18 protein-coding genes and 1 pseudogene are annotated in these 17,209 nt (G+C 70.4%); 3 read left to right on the top strand and 16 right to left on the bottom strand.

What is annotated here, in order from left to right:
* Window positions 1-188: 188 nt before the first annotated feature.
* Complete coding sequence (locus tag NX794_RS20060) at window positions 189-581, bottom strand: VOC family protein (RefSeq protein ID WP_258779962.1); 393 nt, start codon at window positions 579-581, stop codon at window positions 189-191.
* A gap of 93 nt (window positions 582-674) precedes the next feature.
* Here NX794_RS20060 and NX794_RS20055 point away from each other — a divergent pair, with 93 nt between their 5' ends.
* Window positions 675-1,097, top strand: coding sequence for a winged helix-turn-helix transcriptional regulator (locus NX794_RS20055; RefSeq protein ID WP_258779961.1), 423 nt, complete (start codon window positions 675-677; stop codon window positions 1,095-1,097).
* Between the two features lie 40 nt (window positions 1,098-1,137).
* On the top strand, window positions 1,138-2,364 hold the full coding sequence (locus NX794_RS20050; RefSeq protein ID WP_258779960.1) for a cytochrome P450: 1,227 nt from the start codon (window positions 1,138-1,140) through the stop codon (window positions 2,362-2,364).
* Window positions 2,365-2,446: 82 nt separating this feature from the next.
* On the opposite strand, the gene NX794_RS20045 is transcribed toward NX794_RS20050, so the two are convergent.
* From NX794_RS20045 to NX794_RS19990, 13 genes and pseudogenes are all read right to left on the bottom strand, one after another.
* Complete coding sequence (locus NX794_RS20045) at window positions 2,447-3,712, bottom strand: cytochrome P450 (RefSeq protein ID WP_258779959.1); 1,266 nt, start codon at window positions 3,710-3,712, stop codon at window positions 2,447-2,449.
* A complete protein-coding gene (locus NX794_RS20040; RefSeq protein WP_258779958.1) occupies window positions 3,709-4,326 on the bottom strand; it encodes a GTP-binding protein in 618 nt (205 codons plus the stop codon). The genes NX794_RS20045 and NX794_RS20040 overlap by 4 nt, the downstream gene beginning before the upstream one ends.
* Window positions 4,307-4,663, bottom strand: a complete 357-nt coding sequence (locus NX794_RS20035) for a DUF742 domain-containing protein (protein WP_258779957.1) — start codon at window positions 4,661-4,663, stop codon at window positions 4,307-4,309. The genes NX794_RS20040 and NX794_RS20035 overlap by 20 nt, the downstream gene beginning before the upstream one ends.
* A complete protein-coding gene (locus NX794_RS20030) occupies window positions 4,660-5,079 on the bottom strand; it encodes a roadblock/LC7 domain-containing protein (protein ID WP_258779956.1) in 420 nt (139 codons plus the stop codon). Before NX794_RS20030 ends, NX794_RS20035 begins: the two co-directional genes overlap by 4 nt.
* A gap of 123 nt (window positions 5,080-5,202) precedes the next feature.
* Entirely contained in the window at window positions 5,203-7,002 is a 1,800-nt protein-coding gene (locus NX794_RS20025; protein ID WP_309506009.1) for a sensor histidine kinase, read from the bottom strand.
* 308 nt (window positions 7,003-7,310) lie between these two features.
* A complete protein-coding gene (locus NX794_RS35910; protein WP_309506008.1) occupies window positions 7,311-7,949 on the bottom strand; it encodes a DUF6215 domain-containing protein in 639 nt (212 codons plus the stop codon).
* 1 nt (window position 7,950) lies between these two features.
* Window positions 7,951-8,316 (bottom strand): annotated as a pseudogene (locus NX794_RS35905) (DUF6215 domain-containing protein); the annotation flags it as partial.
* A 65-nt stretch (window positions 8,317-8,381) separates the two neighbouring features.
* Window positions 8,382-8,774 (bottom strand): nuclear transport factor 2 family protein, encoded by a 393-nt coding sequence (locus NX794_RS20015; protein WP_258779954.1) that lies wholly within the window; start codon window positions 8,772-8,774, stop codon window positions 8,382-8,384.
* A gap of 360 nt (window positions 8,775-9,134) precedes the next feature.
* Window positions 9,135-10,172: a MerR family transcriptional regulator gene (locus NX794_RS20010; RefSeq protein WP_258779953.1), complete on the bottom strand. Its 1,038-nt coding sequence runs from the start codon at window positions 10,170-10,172 to the stop codon at window positions 9,135-9,137.
* Window positions 10,166-10,909 carry a HEAT repeat domain-containing protein gene (locus NX794_RS20005; protein ID WP_258779952.1) on the bottom strand — a complete coding sequence of 248 codons (744 nt, stop codon included), beginning with the start codon at window positions 10,907-10,909 and terminating at the stop codon, window positions 10,166-10,168. Before NX794_RS20005 ends, NX794_RS20010 begins: the two co-directional genes overlap by 7 nt.
* Window positions 10,910-11,565: 656 nt before the next feature.
* The gene (locus NX794_RS20000; protein WP_258779951.1) at window positions 11,566-11,892 is read right to left on the bottom strand and encodes a helix-turn-helix domain-containing protein; all 327 of its coding nucleotides are present in this window, start codon (window positions 11,890-11,892) and stop codon (window positions 11,566-11,568) included.
* Window positions 11,889-12,917, bottom strand: a complete 1,029-nt coding sequence (locus NX794_RS19995) for a tyrosine-type recombinase/integrase (RefSeq protein ID WP_258779973.1) — start codon at window positions 12,915-12,917, stop codon at window positions 11,889-11,891. Before NX794_RS19995 ends, NX794_RS20000 begins: the two co-directional genes overlap by 4 nt.
* Before the next feature lie 266 nt (window positions 12,918-13,183).
* Window positions 13,184-13,480: a hypothetical protein gene (locus NX794_RS19990; RefSeq protein ID WP_258779950.1), complete on the bottom strand. Its 297-nt coding sequence runs from the start codon at window positions 13,478-13,480 to the stop codon at window positions 13,184-13,186.
* A 143-nt stretch (window positions 13,481-13,623) separates the two neighbouring features.
* Here NX794_RS19990 and NX794_RS19985 point away from each other — a divergent pair, with 143 nt between their 5' ends.
* On the top strand, window positions 13,624-14,757 hold the full coding sequence (locus NX794_RS19985) for a serine hydrolase domain-containing protein (protein WP_258779949.1): 1,134 nt from the start codon (window positions 13,624-13,626) through the stop codon (window positions 14,755-14,757).
* Window positions 14,758-15,749: 992 nt separating this feature from the next.
* Here the strand turns inward: NX794_RS19985 and NX794_RS19980 are convergent.
* Window positions 15,750-16,502 (bottom strand): hypothetical protein, encoded by a 753-nt coding sequence (locus tag NX794_RS19980; RefSeq protein WP_258779948.1) that lies wholly within the window; start codon window positions 16,500-16,502, stop codon window positions 15,750-15,752.
* A 35-nt stretch (window positions 16,503-16,537) separates the two neighbouring features.
* On the bottom strand, window positions 16,538-17,077 hold the full coding sequence (locus NX794_RS19975; protein ID WP_258779947.1) for a SigE family RNA polymerase sigma factor: 540 nt from the start codon (window positions 17,075-17,077) through the stop codon (window positions 16,538-16,540).
* Window positions 17,078-17,209: the final 132 nt, after the last annotated feature.

Below are 17,209 nucleotides of genomic sequence, written 5' to 3'. Positions count from 1 at the left end.
GCTCGTGGAGTACGTCGAATACCCCCGCGACGTCCACCCCTACCTGGTCGCCACCCAGGCCCACCCCGAACTGCGCTCCCGCCCCACCCGCCCCCACCCCCTCTTCGCGGGCCTGGTCAAGGCCGCCGTCGAGCGGAAGGTCACGCAGTAGCACGAGAGTTGCCCGGCGACCGGGGCGGACCCGACCGCTACCCCCGCACGATGCGCTCCACCAGCTCCGGGACCCACTCCACGTACTCGACCTCCGCGCCGCCGCGATGACGCGCGTACAGGAACCGGCCGGTGGCGCTCGTGCCCTCCGGTGTGGTGATCTCGGCGCCGGCTGCCGCGAGCGTCTCGGTCAGCGCGTCGAGGTCGTCGACGATCACGGTGGCGCTCGCGTGGGCGTAGCGGGCACGCTCCGCGGGCGGCCCCGCGATGACGAGGAAGTCGCCGACCGCCGCGATCTCGACGGAGTCGAAGGCGAAGCGAAGGTCGGGCTCGGCACCGGTCAGTTCGCGCAAGAGGCCCAGCGACATGTCCAGGTCGTCGGTCCACAGGCGGGCGTACGTCTTGAGAATGGTCGTCTTGTGAAAGGTCATGGCCTGTCCTCACGGTAGGTTGACAACGTGGGAACCGTAGGAGAGCCGCGAGGTCAGAGGGAAGAGAGCACTTTTCCGAAAGAAGGGCACCCGGTGGTTACCGAAGAGGTCGGGAGCGTTCCGGAGGACGCCGAGGTGACGCGCGCGCATTCCCTGGCGCGGGAGATCTTCTCGGGTATCGCGAACAAGTGGACGCCGCTGGTCGTCAGCGTCCTCGGCGAGCGCACCCTGCGCTTCACGCGACTGCGCGGTGAGGTGGAGGGCATCAGCCACAAGATGCTCACGCAGACGCTGCGCGGACTCGAACGGGACGGCCTCGTGCGGCGGACCGTCTACCCGACCGTGCCGCCACGCGTGGAGTACACGCTGACGGAGGCGGGACAGGAGCTGCGACGCACCATCTACGGCATGTGCGCATGGACTCGCCGGTATCTGCACCACATCGAGGAGTCTCGCGAGCGGATGCGCTCAACTTCGGCCGCAGGAGGACTGTTTGAGCCACCGGAAGATCAATAATCTGCTCCTTGAAAGATGTACGTCTACTTCGAGGAGTTCCGTGTCCACTGCCCGGCAGGCGCCCGACATCCTCTCACCCGAGTTCGCCGCGGACCCCTACCCCGCGTACGCGGTCATGCGGGAGGAACAACCGCTGATCTGGCACGAGGCCACCCAGAGCTACATCATCTCCCGTTACGACGACGTCGAACGGGTCTTCAAGGACAAGAAGTCCGAGTTCACGACGGACAACTACGACTGGCAGCTGGAGCCGGTCCACGGCAAGACGATCCTCCAGCTCAGCGGCCGGGAGCACGCGGTGCGCCGGGCCCTCGTCGCGCCGGCGTTCCGCGGCGGCGACCTCCAGGAGAAGTTCCTGCCGGTCATCGAGCGCAACTCGCGCGAACTCATCGACGGCTTCCGCGAGTCCGGCTCCGCCGACATCGTCCGTGACTACGCCACCCGCTTCCCGGTCAACGTCATCGCGGACATGCTGGGGCTCGACAAGGCCGACCACGCCCGATTCCACCGCTGGTACACGGCGGTGATCGCCTTCCTCGGCAACCTGTCCGGCGATCCCGAGGTGACCGCCGCCGGCGAGCGCACCCGGGTGGAGTTCGCCGAGTACATGATCCCGATCATCCGGGAACGGCGCGACAACCTCGGCGACGACCTGCTGTCCACCCTCTGCGCCGCCGAGGTCGACGGCGTACGGATGAGCGACGAGGACATCAAGGCGTTCTGCAGCCTCCTGCTGGCCGCCGGGGGCGAGACCACCGACAAGGCGATCGCCAGCATCCTGGCCAACCTGCTGCTGCATCCGGACCAGTTGGCCGCCGTCCGCGCGGACCGCGGCCTGATACCGGCGGCCTTCGCGGAGACCCTGCGCTACACCCCGCCCGTGCACATGATCATGCGGCAGGCCGCCGCCGACGTCGAGGTCTCCGGCGGCGGCATCCCGAAGGGCGCCACCGTCACCTGCCTGATCGGCGCCGCCAACCGGGACGAGCGCCGCTACCGCGAACCCGACCGGTTCGACATCTTCCGCGACGACCTGAGCACGACGTCCGCGTTCTCGGCCGCCGCCGACCACCTCGCCTTCGCCCTCGGGCGGCACTTCTGCGTCGGCGCGCTGCTCGCCAAGTCGGAGGTCGAGATCGGCCTGAACCAACTGCTCGACGCCATGCCGGACCTCCGTCTCGCCGACGGATTCGACCCGGTCGAGCAGGGCGTCTTCACCCGTGGACCGCAGTCGCTGCCGGTGCGATTCACCCCGGTCGCCGGCTGACCGCCGGCCGGTCGGCCCGCTCGCGCGCCCTCCGCGTGCCGGGCATCGGCGACGATGCCCGGCAGGCCCGTGGCGGGCGTGGTCAGTGCGCCGACGGTGTGAAGCGCACCGGCAGGGACGCCAGTCCGCGCATCCAGATCGACGGACGCCAGGTCAACTCCGCGGTGTCGACGGCCAGTACCAGGTCGGGCAGCCGCTCCAGCAGGGTCTCCACCGCCGTCCGCGCCATCACGTCCGCCAGGAGCGGGGCCGGATAGGGGCAGCGGTGCTCCCCGTTGCTGAAGGACAGGTGGGCGGAGTTCTCGGCGCCCACGTGCGAGTCGGGCCAGATCTGCGGGTCCGTGTTGGCCGCCGACAGGCCGAGGACGAGGCAGTCGCCCTCGCGGATGAGCCGCCCGCCGAGCTGGGTGTCGCGCACCGCCCAGCGGCCGATGAAATTCTGCGTCGGTGTGTCCAGCCACAGCACCTCCGTGAGCGCGTCGCCGACGCTCACCCGGCCGCCGGAGACGTTGACGGCGAACCGCTCGTCGGTCAGGAGCAGCCGCAGGGTGTTGCAGATCCAGTTGGCGGTCGGCTGCTGGGCCGCCGCGATGACGGAGATCAGGTCCTGGACGATCTCCTCGTCGCTCAGCCCGGCCGGGTCGAGGATCATCCGGGAGGTGACGTCCGGGCCGGGACGCTCCCGCTTCTCCTTGACCAGCTGCGCGATACGGGCGCCGACGCGCAGATACGCCGCGACCGGGTCGTCCCCCTCCTCGGCGTCCAGTGAGATCCGCAGGTCGTCGACGAGCCGCTCGGTGTCCGCGCTGTCCTGCGGCATCCCGCACATCCACAGCACCGCGCGGGCGGGCAGGGCGTGGGCGAACACGCCCATCAGCTCCGCCTCGCCACTGCCGGCGAAGCCGCTGATCAGCTGCTCGGCGATCGACTGGCACTCACGGGCCAGTTCGAACTGGTCGACGCCTTCCAGGGCATGCGTGATGACACCGGCGCGGCGCTGGTGCTCCGGGCCCTCGGTGAACAGCACGGACGGCTGGTAGCCGACGAACGGCAGCAGGGGCCAGTCCTCGGGGATGTTCGGCCACTGGTTCCAGCGCCGGGAGTCCCGGGCGAACAGCTCGTCGTGGCCGGTGACGTAGCAGACCTCGGGGTAGCCGAGGACCAGCCAGGCGGGGATGTCGCCGTCCAGCAGCACGGGCGCCACCGCGCCGTGTTCCCGGCGCATCGCGCGGTACAGCTGGGAGGGGGTCTGCTGGTACTCCAGGCCGCCCAGCCGTACGGCGGAGCCGTGCGCGGGGCAGCCCGCCGGCGGTGTGGTCGGCGACGGGGCGTCGGTGTGCTCGCTCACTGTGTCCCCTCCCGGGACAGGGCCTGCGTGTAGAGGTGGTCCACGAGCGTGATCAGGACGTCCTTCCCGGAGGACCTGACGCGTGCGTCGGCGTCGACCATGGGCACGTGGTCACCGAGGGCGAGCGCCTGGCGTATCTCGTCCAGGGAGAACCGGCTCGGGTCGTCGTCGAACCGGTTGACGGCGACCACGAACGGCGTCTTGTGGTGCTCCAGCCGGTCGATGGCGTACCAGGAGTCCGCCATGCGGCGGGTGTCGACCAGGACGACCGCGCCGAGCGTGCCGGAGAACAGCCGGTCCCACAGGAACCAGAAGCGTTCCTGTCCCGGTGCGCCGAACAGGTAGAGCACCATCCGCTCGTTCAGGGAGATACGCCCGAAGTCGAAGGCGACGGTCGTCGTGGTCTTGCGCTCGACACCGGCCGTCTCGTCCACGCCCTGGCCCGCCTGCGTCATCACCTCTTCGGTGTTCAGCGGGCGGATCTCGCTCACGGAGCGGACCAGCGTCGTCTTCCCGACGCCGAATCCGCCCACGACGACGATCTTCAGGCCGATCTCGGCGGCGTCGGCCAGCGGCGTGCGCTGGGAGGGCACCTCAGAGGTTGCGGAGCCCATGGAGCACCTCCTGGAGCAGGGCGGTTTCGGGAAGGGCCGCGACGGAGCCGGCCGCGCGGGGGTGACGGGCGCTGACCTTGCCCATGTCGATGAGGTCGCCGAGCAGGATCCGTACGACGGTGATGGGCAGCTTCAGCTCCGCCGAGACCTCGACCAGCGCGGTGGGGTGCCGGCACAGGTCGAGGATCCGCGTGTGCTCGGACTGCATGCCCGCCGTGGGCTCGCACTCGCTGACGATCAGCGTCACCAGGTCCAGTGAGTTGTCTGCCTCGCTCCGGCCGCCCGTGACCATGTACAGCCGGTCGGGTACGCCGATGTCGACGGGCTTGCGGGTCATGTGGAGGCATTCTGGATCACGGGGGTGCGCGGTTCGGCGCGCAGGTGCTCGCCGATCTGGTCCACCAGCTCCGTCATCTGGTGGCCGACCACGCCCGGGTCGGCGTTCTCGTCGGCGATGACGGCGAGGTGCGCGCCCTGTCCGGCCTCCACGATGAACAGCAGGCCGCCGTGGAACTCGGTCATGGAGTGCCGGACGCCGCCCGAGCCGTCCCCGAACTCCACCGAGGCGCCCTGCGCCAGAGCCTGGATGCCGGAGCAGATGGCGGCCAGCTGGTCGGCCTGGTCCAGGGTCAGGTGTTCCGTCCAGCAGAGTTTCAGGCCGTCCCGGGACAGGACGAGTGCGTGACGGGTGCCCGGCGTCCGCTCCAAGAGGCTCTTCAGGAGCCAGGTGAGGCTGTTGTCAGTGGTGTCCATGACGGGCGGGGCGGGTCATGACCGGTCGACGGTCACCCGACCCGTTCCTCCAATCCAACGTGGTGGCGCGAATCAGTGGGGGGTGAGGGGCTGTGAGCGCCTCGGGTGGTGTGCGGGCCGGCTCTACTCGTCCGTCCCGGGGACGGCTTCGGGTCCGCCCGGGACGCCGCCGGACGCGCCGTCGACGGCCGCCGACCCCGACTGGCGGCCGCGGTGGAAGGCTCCGAACCGGCTGCCGGCGTCACGTGCGGGCCCGGCGGCGCCGGGTTCCCGGCCGGTGCGCTCGGGCGCGGCCTTCGGCCTCGTGCGCTCCGCCTCGGCCATGGTGCGGCCGGGGGCCCGGACGGGCAGCCCGTTCGGGGTGGCGGCGCTACGGACGCGCGGGTCGTCGGCGCGGGGGTCGTCGGCGCGAGGATCGTCGGTTCGTGCCATCACCTCGGCCGGTACGACCGCCCGCGGGCCGGCCGGTACGACCGGCCCCGGGCCGGCCGCCGGGACGGCCTCCGCAGCGGGGGCGACGGCGGCGGGACGCGGCAGCTCCGCGCTGGGCCGCGGGGGCTCCACGGTGACGGGCTCGCGCTGCTGCGCCACGAGTTGAGGCGGCAGCAGGACGACGACGCCGGTGCCTCCGCGGGAGGACGGCCGGTAGTTGACGCTGATGCCGTACTTGGCGGCGAGCCGCCCCACGACGCCCAGGCCCAGCCGGGTGCCCTGGAGCGAGGCGAGGTCGGTGGTACGGCCGGAGACCGACTCCTCCGCGCGGCGCATGGCGGCGTCGGACATCTTCAGGCCGCTGTCCTCGATGGTGACGACGAGGCCGGCGCTCCGCTCCTCCACGTACACGTGGACCTCGTCGATGGGCGGCGAGAAGTTGGCCGCGTTGTCCATGAGTTCGGCCAGCAGGTGCATCACGCCCTCGGCCGCGAAGCCCGCGATGGCGCCCTTGCTGGAGTTGTGCAGCCGCACCCGCCGGTACGCGGCGATCCGGCCGACCGCGCCGCGCAGGATGCTCTCCATGACGATCGGCTTGTTCCAGACGCGACTGGAGCGGCCGCCCATCAGCAGGGCCAGTCGGTCGGTCATGAGGCCGAGCTGGGAGGTGGCGTGGTCCAGGCGCAGCAGGTCGCCGAAGACCTCCGCGCCGTGCCGCTCCTGGAGGTCGCGCAGCTCGGCGAGCATGCTGACGATCTTGGCCTGCACCCGGCTCAGTGCCTTGGCGGAGGCGGCCTGGGCGGCGGCGGAACGGCGTTCGCTGTAGGCGAGTTCGCGGACGAACGACTCGCCGGGGCCGCGCAGCAGCGGGTGGGCCGGCCAGTCGAGCTTGGCGAGGACGGTCTCGGCGGAGCTGCCCTCGCGCAGCAAGGTGACGGCGGCGGGCAGCGTCTCCTTCGTCACGTGGTCGAGCTGGGCGGTCCACTGGCCCATCTCGGCACGTGTCCGCTCCAGTTCGGAGCGGGCCTCGGCGGTCTCCCGGGCCGACTCGGCCATCTCGGTCGCGAAGACGTGCAGCAGCCGTCGCAGGTACGGGTCGGAGGGCGTGGGCAGCCCGGACAGGGCCTCGCCGGGGCCGGTGCCGCTCTTCACCTGCCGGACGACGGCCGGCAGTGTCGTGGTGACCAGCTGGTCCGTTTCCGCGCCGTGCCGCATCCAGTGCGCCTTGGTCGTCTCCAGCTCCTCGCCGCGCGACTCCGCGCGGCGCAGGGCCCGGCCCAGCCGCGCGGACGCGGTGCCGGCGACGACCACGACGCAGACCCACGCGACGATCACCGTCCCGGCCACCCAGGCACGGGCGTTGTGGGGCGCGAGGGCGACGGCCGCGGCGGCTCCCGCGGCGGTGACGACCACCACCGCCCAGGGAAACACACCCGGTGAGCGCGTCCCTCGCGCGGATCGGCGCTGGCGGGGGCGAGCAGTCACTGGCATTCAGCGGTCCCTCGGTCCGAGAACAGGAGTACGTCCATGACGGGCGCATCACTGAGACACTGAAAGACGGTAGGCCGTCTTCCGGTTCGAGTACGCCGCTCATGGTAGTCACTCTGTCGGGTGACGGGGCCCGTCAAAGTGCCTAGCCAACGTACGAGTTTACTTCGTCGTGAAAGACGTTGTCACAACGCCCGGGTGTGGTAAGCGCCTTGTCGCCGCGCCCAACTGGGTTGTAAGCGGCCCAGGTTGGCCACCTTGACACGGTTTGCCGGACACGCGGGAGCGGGGCCCGACGGTGGAAGGCGTCCTCAGGTCCGTTCGCTGATCGTCGGCAGAACCTTCTCGGCGATGCCGCGGAGAGCGATGTCGTCCGGGAGGGCTCCGGACTTGCTCCACACGGTGAGTTCGAAGTAGCCGCCCCGGTCCTTCGGGTCCAGGGCCACGGACAGGGTTCGCGCCAGGGGGCCCTGCTCGACCGGTCCGCTCGATCCCTCGCCCCCGAGGCTGAACTCGATCTTCATGGTGTGGTCCGAGGAGAAGACGGCGGGCCGGCCGAGCACCGTGAGGGTCTTGACGTCCTGCTCGTCGCCGAACTTCATCAGCTTCACGCGCTGGGCGGTCGACAGCTCGTTGTAGGTCGCCGACAGGTTCACCGTGTACGTGTCGAACATGATCTCGGCTTCGGGCTGGGCGACCTTCCCGTCGGTGAGGAGCCCGGTGTTGTTGCTTCCGGAGGCCGTGGTCGCGATCTCTCCGGGGGTCCCGAGAAGTCGGGCGAGATCGGGCCGGTTGAGGGCCTCGCACAGGTCGTCGCCGGTCGCCGGCCGGGGCGCCTTCGTGAAGGACCTTGGGCAGCTTCCCGTGTTCTTCCTTCTCGCACGAGGCGACCCTCGGTGTGGTGTCGTTCGACGGGAGCACGCGCGGACCCAGCCATATGGAGCCCGCAAGCGCCGCGAACACGCCCAGGGCCGCAGCCGTTTGGCCCCACGCGTTGGGTTCCTTCTCCGGGGCGGCCGGGACGGGACGCGGTCCGGGTGCTCCCTGGGGCGGGGCGGGTACCGGCACCGGGGCAGCGGTGCCGCTCGGGTCCGCGGGGGCCGTCCCGTCCCCGTTCCGGCGTGCGCGCAGCGCTCGGACCACCCCGTGGACCCGTACGGCGGTGAACAGGAGAAATACGGCGCTGATAGCGGCGACCACCAGGTCCTGATCGTCGATGGCGAGATGGACGAGACGTACGCCGAGAACCGACCCGATCACGATGAGCAAGGGCTCACGGACCCAGAACGGCAGGAAACGAAGGAGGACTCCGAGCATTCGGCGATCTCATCAGGTCATGATCATGTCCGCCGTGATGGAAGCCACAGTTCCGGGGTGGACCCTCACCGTACGAAGAAGGCGGACATGCCGTCGACGTCCGAGAGGTAGCTGTCGATGGTGGCGATCAGACCATGCCGGATGCCGAGGACGGTCGCGAGGTGTTCGTCGAGGAGGCGTCCGTCCGGCGCTTCCGCGGTGTTGCGCAGCGACAGGGCGACGCCCCGGGCGCCGACGAGGACGTGGAGCAGCTCGGTGCGCACTCCGCCGGCCGCGATCTCCCGGGCCCGGCGCAGCGCCTCCTCCGGCCCGTGCGCGTTCCCGGAGATCGTGCCCGAGCCGGGCATGCTCCAGGCGATGTCCTTCGCGAACAGTTCACCGAGAGCCTCCCAGTCCCGGTCGCCGAACGCCTGGAGGAAACGGTGGGCGACTGCGGCGGGCGTGCTGTGCTCGGGCATGAGACCTCGCAGGTCGGGTGGGGTGGCCAGGTAGCCCGAGACTACGGCGGTGCACGCCGCCTCAGGAGCGCTCAGCCTGGTGCTCTCACTCCCGGTCAAGCGGGCGACGCCCGTACTGGTGAAGGGGCAGTGTTCCAGGGCTGCGCTATTCGGCCGCCTGGAGGATCGACGTATGAGCACCGACCCTTTGCCAGCGTCCGGGTGGCCGAGGCGCTCACCCGGCGATTCCCGGGCCGAGACGCACCTGCGGTGTGCACACACTGCCGTCCAGCTATGCCCGTGACACCGACTGCCTCCGAGGCGAGCCTCTCGTGAAGCGCCTTGAGAGGCCATGGCTGATGCCTCGTTCAGATCGCGCTTTCAGGAATGCTCGTCAGCTTGGTCTTCGAGGGATCGCTCTTTGAGAACTCCGACAAGGGCTGAGGCGACGAGGGCGACAGCGCTGTCGTCGTCGTGGGCCAGTTGGCGCAGGACCTCCTGCGCGGTGGTTCCCGCGAGCTCGACCAGCGCCTGGGTAAGGCGGATCCGTGTCACGGAGTCCGCGGTGGGCGCGGCCAGTTCGTCGACCAGGGCGGTCGTGATCCAGTCCGTGCACCGGGGGTCCAGGGACAGCGTTCCCAGAACCTCCGCGGCGTCCACGTCGTTGGAGCCCTCCACCACCATGCTGACGAGTGTGGGCACGGCCGCGGCCTCGCCCTGCCTGCCCAGAGCCAGAGCAGCGTGCCTGCGCACCGTCGTGTCCGGGTCCCCGAGGGCGTCCGCGAGCACCGCCGTAGCACCCGGAGCCTCTGGCAGCTCGGCGATCGCCAGCACCGCGCGCCGCCGAATGTCGGCGTCCCTTGAGTGCGTGCCGGCGTACAGCGTCGCCACACCGTCGCCGCCCGATCGGGCGAGCGCCCAGCGCAGGGCGCCTGCGACGTGAGGGTCTGATTCGGTCAGGACCGCCCCAACCAGCAGTTCGGCGGATACCGGCACGTCCTCCGGCCGGGCCAGGACGGCCTGCTGTCTGCGCGCGGCGCTGGGCGAGTTGAGTTCCCGCATGAGTGCGACGATGCGCAGCACTCCCTGCCAGTCGGTGGGGGCCGACGCGTCGATCGCATGGAGCCGCTCGAGCAGCTCCTGTTCCCGCGCCAGGCGGTCCTCCGTCCGCCGGATGAGGTCGCTGACCAGGGTGGACGGAGTGAAGGCTGGGTCCTCCAGCGCGCGCCCGATCTGCTTGAGCGAGAGCCCGAGGGACCGCAGGCTCTCCACATGGAAGATCCTGCGGACATCCTCGGCGGAGTACTCGCGGTAGCCACCGACAGTGCGGCCCGTGGGCCGCACCAACCCGAGGGCGTCGTAGTGCCGGAGCATCCGGGTGCTCACCCCGGAGCGACGGGCCACATCGCCGATCAGCAATCCCCGCCCTCCGATGCCTCTGCAGCCTCCGCGGTCTCCATCGACTCGGTCGTCTCCGCGGGCTCAGCGGCCTCCGAGGTTTCGGTGCCTGCCGACGCAGCCGCGGCGGCAGCGGCTCGTTCCGGACCGAGTGCGACCATGCGCTTCGCCTCGGCGAGGGCCACGTCGAAACCGGTCTCCGGGTTCTGCCGGAGCAACTCGGTGGCACGGGCGTGCGCGGCCACCGCCGGGTCGGAACTCTCCGCGGCCCTCTCCAGAGCCGACCTGATCACGTCACCGAGGTCGGCCAAGGCCCGGCTCAGACTCAGCTGCACAGTGCGGTCGCCGCGGCCGAGTTGCTGAACCAGTTCGTCGGCCAGGTCCTTCTCCTCGCCCTCGGGCACGAAGACGACCGCGACGCGCCACGCGGTCCGCGCGACCTCGTCGTCGGCGTCCCGCAGCATGTCGCGGGTGACCCAGGCCCACGTGCTCTTGTCGCCGATCTTGGAGAGTGTGTGCAGCGCCTGGCTGCGGGCCTGGGTACGCTCGGAGGCGAGCTCATGGCGGATCCGGGGCAGGGTGGCCTCCGGCGGGAGGCGGGTCAGCGCCCAGGACAGCATGTCTCGTACGAAGAAGTCCGGCTCGACCGCGCACCGCTCGACGAGCGTCTCCAGAAACACGGGGTCGGGATTCGAGCCGACCGCCAGGGCCGTCTGAAGCCGGACTGACAAGTCCTCGGCGCCCAGGGCGTTGGTCACACGGGCGTTCTGCGGGGTTACGTGGGTCGTGTTGATCGGGACCACCTCCTGCGTCCAAGTGAAAACCTTGTCATCGTGTCAAGGTCAAGTTAGTGACCGGCGAATACGGCGACGTCCTGGTCGCAGCGCGGCGTCCAGGACTGCGGGTTCTTGCGGGCGGTGAGCACCGCGCGGAACGCGTCGACGGCGGCCTGGTCTCCTGATGAAGGGGCTGCGTTCCGGCCGTGCGCTATTCGGTGGCTTTCCGGGCTGCCCGGTAGAGCGGGCGCACCGCTTCGCTTCGTCCCGTTCCACGCACCAGCTGCAACAGCGTCCTTGCGGTGACAGACGGTTCAGTTCCCGGGTTGATTCGCCGCAGACCGCGCAGCCAAGGGGGGTGATGGTGTCGCCGTGGCCAAGGGCCGTGAGATGTTGGAGCAGACGGGGCAGGGTGGCTGGGCAGTGTGGGGAAGGAGCGGTGAGCGCGGAGGGGTTCTCGGTGAAGTGGGCATCCAGCACGCGTGCCGCCTGGGGAGACCAAGCCCGGACATGCTCCAGAGCGGCCTGGGTCTCTTCCTCGGTCAGGGCCGGAACTGCCTGTACGATTCGGGTGATCAGTCGTGCCCGTGTCTCGGCGAGTTCGAGCCTCCGGAGGTGCGGGGCTGGCACAGGACGTCTCACTTCTTGCCTGGGCGGCGAACGACGCTGCGGGGCGCGGCGATCGGCGTCGGCCCCGTCTCGCCACTCGCGGTCTTGCGGAGCTGAGTGTTGACGACTTCCGGTTTGATCAGATCGTTCGGTGTGCAGTCGAGTATGTCGCAGAGCGCCACGAGGGTGTCCATGCTCATCCGCTGCGGTGCCTGGGTCACCAGGCGGTAGACCTGCTCACGCGAGAGGACGATGCCGCGTTCGGCAAGCAGCGGGACCAGGTCGGAAGTCTGGAACATCTGGCGCGCTGCCATCAGCTGCCGCAGCTGCCACTGGTAGCCCATCTTTTTGATCACGGTGTCACATCCCAGTAGTCGCCCAGTCGGTTCTTCAAGGAAGCCTCCAGCATGGCGTTGCGGTACTCGTTCGAGACCCCCATGTAGATCGCCGTGGTCGATGCGTGAGAATGTCCGACATTTTCCTGAACGAACCGGGCCGGATAGCCGAACTCGGTCGCGTGCGTGATCCAGCTGTGCCGCAGGCAGTGCAGGTCGAGATCCTCGTCGAGGTCGGCGTCCCGACGGGCGGCGATGAACGCCTCGTTGATCGACCGTGGAGACAGTCGGCCGACCCGTTCGGTGACCCACAGAGCAGGGTGCCGCCCCGGGGTGAACTGCGGGCGGACGTCGGTCAGATAGTGATCCAGACTGTCGGTGAACCAGTCCATCTCCGGGATCAGCAGCACGGTCCTCCGTTTCGGTGGCGCCCCCTTGCTCGACTTGCCGAACCGCACCATGACGCTGCCGTACTTGCCGAACTGCGGCATCTTGCGATTCCGGCGCAGATCAGCGAGATCGACCTTGGACGACTCGGTGCGACGTGTGCCGTAGGCGTAGACGGTCTTGATCACTGCCGCGTCACGCAGGGCTGCCAGGGCGCCCTTGCGGCCCTGGCCGCGTATTCGACTCGGCCGGGCGTCGGCGGCGTCGAATAGGGCCTGGACCTCGTCATAGGTCAGCGGACGACGCCGCGGGTCCGCCTCGTACTCGACCGTGTGTAGAACCGAGTTACCCTCATGGAAGACAACCTGCGGAACCTCCCCGAAGCGCTCCCGGCACGCGTCGATCCACTCGTAACGAACGTCGAGGAGGTACTCAAGGAACAGGCTGATGGTCACCTCGTAGGTGCGGGCCGTGGACATCTGGATCGCACTGGTTCCGCTCCGCAGATGCGCGATGAACGCCTCACCGTCCACAGGAGTCCACTGCCATGGGTACAGGCCGGTGAACTCCTCAAGCCGTTTGATCAGCCGCAGCCGAGGTCTGATCGTCTTCTCCCTCAGGAACCGGGCGGACTGCTGCCTCGCCCACCCCTCCAGCATCGCGTCGAACACAGCCGGCGCCGGGTCGAGGTGGATGACATTCCACGCCAGCACAAGACGAGCCGAACCCGGCGCTTGCACATTCACACTCCTGTTGTATCAGATGCATCATTGTTGAGTCTGCATGCTAGGTTGCAGGTCAGTACAGTGATCATCCTGTCGCCAGGACCAGCACGGGGAGTTGCCGACCAGGGGAAACATCACTGCCGCCACCATGCAAAATGTTGCATCTGATGCAATTCAGCGCGTTTCACCGCGCCGACGGGTCACGGGGTGTCGCCGGAGTGGTGGAAGCGGCAGGTCACCCCCGGACCCGGGGTGCGCGGTTCGCCGGGGCGCGGTTCGTACAGCGACCGGCCGCCGGGGAACCGCCCCAGCTCGGTCGGCAGGGCCACGCCGTCGTCGGCCTCCTGTGGCCGCCGGTCCGTGATGTCCAGCAGCAGTCCGTCCAGCGGGCCGCCGGTCAGCGCGGCGTACGTGCGGTGCGGCAACGGGCCGGGGTCGGGGTCGTCGTGGTCACGGCCGTAGACCCGGCCGCGCAGAAGTTGCTCATCGCCGTTCATGCCGGTCAGCTTCGCAGGCACCACCGACAACGGGGGCTCACCGGTGTGTGCGTGATGTCGTCGACGCGGTCACCGGGGGAATAGCGACCCGGAATGGCGGGTTGCCGAACCCATAAGATCGCTACGGCAGACCGGGAGGGTTCATGGCAGTCCACGGTACGGTGGCCGCCGGTTTCGAGGGAGTGCGGGAGGAGTTCGCCACGTTCCTCGCGGGCGAGGAGCACGCGCCGGGTGCGCAGCTGGTGGTGCACCGGGGCGCCGAGCGGGTGGTGGACCTGTGGTCGGAGGGGGTGACCGGGGAGACGCTGCTCGGTGTCTTCTCGTCCACCAAGGGCGCGGCGTATCTGGTGACCGCGCTCCTGGTCCAGGACGGCGTCCTGGAACTGGACCGCACCGTGGCCTCGTACTGGCCGGACTTCGCCGCCGAGGGCAAGGGCGGGATCACGCTGCGCGAGCTGCTCGCGCACCGGGCCGGGGTGATCGGCCTGGACGCCGGGTTCACCCCGGACGAGGTGGGCGACGACCGGGCGATCGCGGCCCGTCTGGCCGGGCAGCGTCCGTTCTGGCAGCCGGGGCGGTTCTTCGGCTACCACGGGCTGGTGATCGGCGCGCTGGTCGGCGAGGTGGTGCTCCGGGCCACCGGGCGCACCCTGCGGGAGTGGTACGAGGAGCGGATCCGGGCCCCGTACGGCCTCGACCTGTGGCTGGGCCTCCCGGAGTCCGAGGAGCCGCGTTTCCTCACCACCCTGCCGATGCTGCCGACGCCCGAGCAGCGGGCCGAACTCGATGCCGCCGAGGCCAGCCCGTACAGCCTGGGCGGCATCGCCTTCAACGTGCACGCGCCGGGCAACGGCGAGCTGTACGACTTCCCCAACTCCCGTACGGTCCGCGCGAACGGCCAGGCGTCGGCGGGCGGTATCGGTTCCGCGCGGGGCCTCGCCGGCATGTACGCGGCCGCCGCGTTCGGCCTGGATGGCCGGGGCCCACTCCTGAAGCCTGACACGGCCGCCGAGTTCGCCCGGATCCACTCCGAGGGCAAGGATCTGGTGAGCGGTCAGCCGCAGGCGTTCGGGCTGGGCTTCCACACCTACGGCCTCCACTACCGCTCCGTGGGCGCCGGTGCCTTCGGCCACAGCGGCGCGGCGGGCTCCGCCGCCTTCGCCGACCCGCGGCAGGGCTACTCCTACGCCTACACCCGCCGCCGGTATGCCTTCCCGGGCGGCTCGGCCCCGGAGAACACGCGCCTGCTGTGGGCGGTGGTCCGGGCGCTGCGCTGACGAGCGCGGGGCGCGGCCGGCTACCGCGCGGGGGGCGGAAGTTCGGGGAGACGTCCGCCGTGCGTTGCGTACCGCCGTGCGGTGGTCGAAGTACGCCCAGGCGCCCACTGCCGGCAGGGCCGTGCCGACGATGGCGACGACGCGGAACGGGTGGACTGCGCCTGCCGTTGCGGGCGTTCCGTCCGGACGGGGAGGAGGGCATGCCCCGGGAGCAGCGGCGGGAGGCCTCACTGGTCCGTCGGGACGAGCCGGGCGGCGCGGTGCGTGCGACCGGCCTGACCTGCACGTGTGTCGCGAGGGTGACCTCGGCGAGCGGCCGGCCGCGCTGGACCTGGCGGCATACCGGATCGTTCAGGAGGCCCTCACCAACGCGTTGCGCCATGCGGGCCGCCGCCCTGATCGACCTCGCGCTGCGCGACCGGCTGGGGGAGGCCGGCGGCCGGCGGCCGGGTCACCGTCGTCGGCGCGGGGCCGACCGGCAACCCCGTCCTGGACGGCGTGCAGCGCGACGCCGGCGCCGGGCACGGACTCGGCGGGAAGCACCTGATGCGCCACCGGCCCGAGCGCACGCTGCGGGAGGTGGAGGACAGGCTTGCCGCGACCGGCCTTCTCACCGTGACGGCGCCCCGGACCCGCTTCGGCACCCGTCGGCTGAACGTCGCGCACCACGCCGTACCCGCAGCTCCGCGCGCGTGGCGGCGGCACTGTACGGGAACGGCCCCGCCGCGGAGGTCCCCGCGACCGACGCCGCCCTGCCGACGCTCGCCGCGGCGGGCGGTGTCCGCGCGGTCGTGTCCCGACGGGACCAGAAGCCCTGCCGATGACCATGATCGCCGCTCAGGGTGGGGTGGGCGGCAGCTGAATCGAGGGGGAGCCGGCCGGCATGCACCGCCTCCTGACCACCCCTGGGCCGCGCCTTGGCCGCCGCTCTGCTCGCTGCGGCTTGGCCGGCGTCACCGCCGTGAGCCCGCCCCGACCACGAGGTCACGCAGCTACCGGGTGACAGCCGCTGTCTCGTTGCCCTTCCCCACCGGTCCCACGCACACGAACCAGTTCACCGGGGAACCCCCTGCCGGTGTGGGCCGGACGGTGGTGTCCGTGCCGTCCGTCCAGGTGCAGCGGACCTGCTGGGCGGTTCTCGCGACACGGCCCACCACGAGCCGGTCGGCACCCGCCGCGTCCGATCGCTTCAGCGGCACGGAGTTGTAGACGACGTCGTGGCCGGACATGGCGTCCCACTTCTGCACAGTGTCGAGGACGAGCACCCGGGGGCGGCGTTCGTCACCGTAGTACAGGCTCACGAAGTACGAGGTGCTGCCCACCAGTTGGCGCTCCTTGGTCACCGGCTGGAGGACGCCGTACGCCTTCATCGCGGCCGCCTGTCCGGACGCCTCCTCGTCGTCACGCGGCGCCTCCCACACGGAAAACTCGACGCGCCAGTTCGTGCCCCGGTCGACTCCGTGCGCCAGCTCAGTCCGCTGCGGCACGTACACGTGCCGCGTCTGTGGCGACACAGGAAGTTGCGTGGCCGTCGTCCGGTGCTCCCCGGGCAGCCCGGCGGCCATCAGCGTCGCTCCCGTCGAACCGGCCAGAACCAGGGTCGTGGCCGCCGCCACCGCCCAGCGGCGCGCCCTGCGACGACGGCCGCCGCGGATGACCGCCTGTACCGGGGCCGCGCCGATCTCGACCTCGTCCGCGACGTCCGCGAGGAGGAGGGCGATGTCCGTCGGCGTCGTCCGCGTCATCTCTGTCCCCTTGTCGTTCTCCCGCTCCGCGCCCATCACTTCCGCCCTCCCAACGTCACCGTCTCGGCCAGTCCCGGTACGGCCCGCAGCTTCGCGATGCCCTTGGCCGTGTTGCTCTTCACCGTGCCGACCGAGCAGCCCATCGCCTGCGCCGTCTGGGTTTCCGTCAGGTCCTCCCAGTAGCGCAGGACCACCGCCTCCCGTTGGCGTGCGGGCAGTTGGGCGAGGGCCTTGAGCAACGCGCCACGGTCGTCGGCCTGCGCAATCCGGTCATCCGTGTCCGGCACTTCGCGCAGCACTCCCGAGTCGTCCTTCGGCGCGAGGAACTCCTTGAGCCGTCTTCTGTGTCTGCGCGCGTGAGCGTTGATCATGACGCGCCGTACGTACGCCTCGGGGTCGTTGGCCGAGCCGACCTTCCGCCAGTGGACGTAGACCTGTTCGAGCGTCGACTGGACCAGGTCCTCCGCGGCGTGCTGCTCCCCCGCGAGCAGGAACGCCGTGCGCATCAGCCGAGGCCAGCGACCGACCACGAAGCTCTGGAACTCCTCGTCCCGAGTCCTCTTCCCGTCCCCCATGGGCACCTCCTTGATGTCAGAAGGAGTCCACGGGCCACTCGGGCCGTTGCCTCTGTTCGCGGAACTCGTGGAGATTTTCCACGGCGGCCACGGCAGCGGGTCCTTCAGCCCCTTGGTACCGACGGCTTCGGG

This window comes from Streptomyces pyxinicus, from assembly GCF_024753135.1.
In the GTDB taxonomy this organism is placed as follows: domain Bacteria; phylum Actinomycetota; class Actinomycetes; order Streptomycetales; family Streptomycetaceae; genus Streptomyces; species Streptomyces pyxinicus.
Note: the sequence above shows the minus strand (reverse complement) of the source record. Positions and strands in the feature narration are given on the sequence as shown.

Coding starts and splice junctions, on each gene's coding strand:
- NX794_RS19995 (WP_258779973.1), bottom strand. CDS start 12,917: ATGCTGGAGGGGTGGGCGAGGCAGCAGTCCGCCCGGTTCCTGAGGGAG.
- NX794_RS19980 (WP_258779948.1), bottom strand. CDS start 16,502: ATGACGCGGACGACGCCGACGGACATCGCCCTCCTCCTCGCGGACGTC.
- NX794_RS20025 (WP_309506009.1), bottom strand. CDS start 7,002: ATGCCAGTGACTGCTCGCCCCCGCCAGCGCCGATCCGCGCGAGGGACG.
- NX794_RS20035 (WP_258779957.1), bottom strand. CDS start 4,663: ATGACCCGCAAGCCCGTCGACATCGGCGTACCCGACCGGCTGTACATG.
- NX794_RS20040 (WP_258779958.1), bottom strand. CDS start 4,326: ATGGGCTCCGCAACCTCTGAGGTGCCCTCCCAGCGCACGCCGCTGGCC.
- NX794_RS19975 (WP_258779947.1), bottom strand. CDS start 17,077: ATGGGGGACGGGAAGAGGACTCGGGACGAGGAGTTCCAGAGCTTCGTG.
- NX794_RS20060 (WP_258779962.1), bottom strand. CDS start 581: ATGACCTTTCACAAGACGACCATTCTCAAGACGTACGCCCGCCTGTGG.
- NX794_RS20030 (WP_258779956.1), bottom strand. CDS start 5,079: ATGGACACCACTGACAACAGCCTCACCTGGCTCCTGAAGAGCCTCTTG.
- NX794_RS19990 (WP_258779950.1), bottom strand. CDS start 13,480: ATGAACGGCGATGAGCAACTTCTGCGCGGCCGGGTCTACGGCCGTGAC.
- NX794_RS20015 (WP_258779954.1), bottom strand. CDS start 8,774: ATGCCCGAGCACAGCACGCCCGCCGCAGTCGCCCACCGTTTCCTCCAG.
- NX794_RS19985 (WP_258779949.1), top strand. CDS start 13,624: ATGGCAGTCCACGGTACGGTGGCCGCCGGTTTCGAGGGAGTGCGGGAG.